This window comes from Burkholderia sp. Ac-20379 (assembly GCF_017104645.1).
Lineage (GTDB): Bacteria > Pseudomonadota > Gammaproteobacteria > Burkholderiales > Burkholderiaceae > Burkholderia.
Window position 1 is genome coordinate 1 of sequence record NZ_JAAGPF010000497.1, and the last position, 3,297, is coordinate 3,297.

Annotated in this window: 1 protein-coding gene; it reads right to left on the reverse strand. The window is 72.9% G+C overall.

The window, feature by feature from the left end; all coding sequences use genetic code 11:
• The coding region (locus tag G3N92_RS31925; RefSeq protein WP_206131527.1) for a DUF3971 domain-containing protein at nucleotides 1-2,981 on the reverse strand (2,981 nt) is incomplete at its 3' end.
• Between the last annotated feature and the right edge of the window lie 316 nt (nucleotides 2,982-3,297).

Sequence of the window (3,297 nt, forward strand, 5' to 3'; positions counted from 1 at the left end):
GGCCGCAGCGTCTTGGCGAACGCGAGCCATGCGTCGGCGTCGAGCGCGGACGCGTCGACGGCGGCGGTCACGCCGTCGCGCGGCAGATCGGGCATGCGGTTCATGCCGAGCGCGCCGCGCACCGCGCGCACCGGCTCGCCGTGCGTGGCGTCGAGCAGATAGGTGGCGGCCACCGGGCCGAGCTTCAGGTCGGCCTGGCCCAGCGTGCGGCCGCCGTCGGGCGGCAGCGGATGCAGCGTAAAGCTGAACGGCATCGGCGTGCCGGCCGGCTTGGTGAACGGCGCGGGGAAGTCGAGCGCGAGCCCGGTCAGGTCGGACGATGCACTGACGTCGGGCAGGCCGCCCTTCGCGCCGCGCACCGAGAGCCGATACGGCGCGTCGCCGACCACCCGGCCGAGCAGCGCCGCCGCCGGCCCGTGCAGGTTCAGCCCGCGCGCCGAATCGACAGCGATCCGGCCATCCACGTCGAGATCGTAGTTGCCGCCGTGGCGGAACGCGCCGTTGGCGTGCACGTCGCCGCCGAGCAGGCGCGCCGAGAGCCGGTCGAGCGCGGCGCTCTGCTGCGTGAAGCGCACCGTGCCGCGCAGTTGCGACAGCGGCGGCAGGCCGTCCGCCTCCAGCGTGTTGCCGCCGAACGCGAGCGCGCCGGCGACCTGCGTGTGCGGCTGCTTCTGACGCTGCGGGATGGTCAGCTTCAGCGCCAGCGAGGCCGGCCCCTGCGCGCGCAGCCGTTGGCCGACGTGGCCGGACAAACCGCCGAGCGTGCTGTTGTCGGCGTAGTCGATCAGGTCGGCGAGCGGGCCGTGGGCCTTGCCCTCGATCACGAGCGGCGACTTGAGCGGCTGGCCCAGATCGTCGATGCGGCCGACCACGCCGGTCAGCTTCACGCCCTTGTAGTGAGCGCGCGGAATGTCGAAGCGCAGCTTGTTCTGCTGCATCTCGAACACGCCGTCGATGCCGTCGAGCGCCGGCCACACGCTCAGCGTGCCGTTGGCGAGCCGGCGCGGCGGCTGCGGCGTCGGCTCGAAGCGCCCGCCCGTGAACGGCGCGTGCACGTGGAAGATGCCCTGATCGGGCGTGTATTCGTAGGGGAACGTTTCGAGCGGCCCCTTGGCGACGATCGTCGCGCCCTTCGACACCGTGCCGGCCTGCAGCGCGTGGCCGAGGTACTGGTGCAGGCGATCCGACATGCTGGTCGGCAGGTAGCGCACGATGCGCGCCACGGCCGCGCGGCCGAAATCGGCCTTCAGATCGAGGCTGCCGCGCCCGTGGCCCGGGTTCGTGTAGCTGCCGGCCACGGTGATTTCGGCGTCCGGGTTGGCCACGTACAGCGACGGCACCTGCACCTCGACGCGCGGCCGCTGCTCGCCCGGCGCGGGGCTGGCCGCGATGGTCCACGAGGTCTGCGCGCGGATCCGGTCGAACGTCAGGCGCGGATCCTCGAACACGCCCGGCACCGTGACGGCCGCCTTGACCGTGTCGATCTTCGCCTGCCCGCCGCGCTCGCTCGCGTCGACGTGGCCCCAGAGGTTCTCGAAGCCCGGCACGCCGGCGCGCGGATGGCCGCGCGGCGACAGGCCCGGCCCCGGCTCCTGCGCCTCGAAGCTGATGCCCTGCAGGTCGCCCGTCACGCGATAGCGCACGATCGGCGCGGCATGCGCGGTTTCGTCGCCGGCCAGCTCCGCGCTGCTCGGCGCGGCGCGCTCGGCTTCCATCACGTAGTTGGCCACCAGCCCGCGCGGGTCGACCCGCACCAGTTCGTTGCGGAACCGCGCGGGCAGCGGCAGGCCGCGGATGAATTCGGCGAGGATGCCGAGATCGACGCGGTCGCCGGCCACCTGGATCAACTGGCCGTGATGCGCGTCGGGCACGCGGTAGCGCGCGGTCAGCGTCGAGAACGCCAGCGCGCGCGACAGCGGCGTGCCGTCGTCGAGCGGCGGCTGGCCCAGCTCGGCGTGCAGGTTCGAGAGGTTCAGCGTGTAGTCGTGGCCCGGATCGAGCGCGAGATCCCAGCCGAACTTCGCGACCGGGATGTCGAGGCGCGGCTGCGTGGGCCGCACGCGCAGCGCCAGATCGGCGCCGTTCAGGCTGCCGTGCGCATCGAACAGCCGGCCGTTGCGAAAACCGATCCAGATCGTGTTGTCGATGCGGCCCGTGTAGGCGCGCAGCGGCACCGGCACGTAGCGCGCGAGCGTCGGCAGGTCGACCGCGCCGGTGGCGACGTAGGCGTCGCCCGTCCAGTTGGCGGGCCGGCCGATCGCGGCCAGCGGCGTGTGGGTGAAGCGTGCGCGGAAATCGAGCGGGCCGGCGAACAGCGTGCCGTTGGCCGGCGCCTGCAGCGCGAGCCGGTGCGTCAGGCCGTCGTTGAGCACCGCGAGCCGGATGCCGGTCAGCGTCAGCTCGGGCGCGCCGCGCTGGGCGTCGAGCCAGCGCAGCGTGCCGCCGCGCAGCACGATCGCCTGCTGGCGCAGCAGCCAGGTGCTGAACGCGTCGTTACCGCTCTTGTGCACGGTCGGCACGGTCACGCCCGCCACCGACAGCGTGCCGTCGCGCTCGCGCGCGATCAGCAGGTCGGGCGCATCCACCACGAGGCTCGAGAGCGTGGGCGAGAACTGGATCAGCGAGCGCCACGAGATCGCGGCGGTGGCGTGCGGCACGGTCAGCGCTGGCTTGCCGTCCTTGCCGCGGATCGTCAGCGCCGTGATGTCGACGCCGGGCTGCATGCCCGACCAATGCGGCGCGAGCTTGCCGATCCGGACTTCGGTGTGGAGCTTGTCGGACACGAAGGCTTCGATGCGGGGGCGCATCGTGTCGACCTCGGGCAGCAGCACGTAGCGCAGGCCGAGGTAGCCGGTGGCGGCGACGAAATAGAGGGTGGCGCCGCTCACGATGGCGACGCGGAGCACGCGCCGCAGCACCGGATGATCGTGCTTGGGAGGTCCGGCTTCTTGACTGGCTGCGGATTCCTGACGGTCGGGCATGCGGCGGACGGGCGGCGATGTGATAGCGTTGCGGACTGACGCTGAAATGTAACACAGGGGTGCGCCCGGGCGGCCGTATGGCCGGCTTGCGCGCCGCTGCCGCCGGAAAATCGGCGCGCGGGCGATGGCCGCCGCGCACGGTTTTTCCGGCCTGTCTCCCGGCGCCGCGCGTCTCGCGCCGGCGTTCCGACGCTCCGACCGCCTTCCTGCCGCGCCGCCGCCATGACCGACGCCTCTGCCCTGATCAGCACCGCTTATTCCCGCTACCTGGCGCGCGCCGCCGCCGCGCGTCCCAAACTCGCCGGGCGCATCGCCG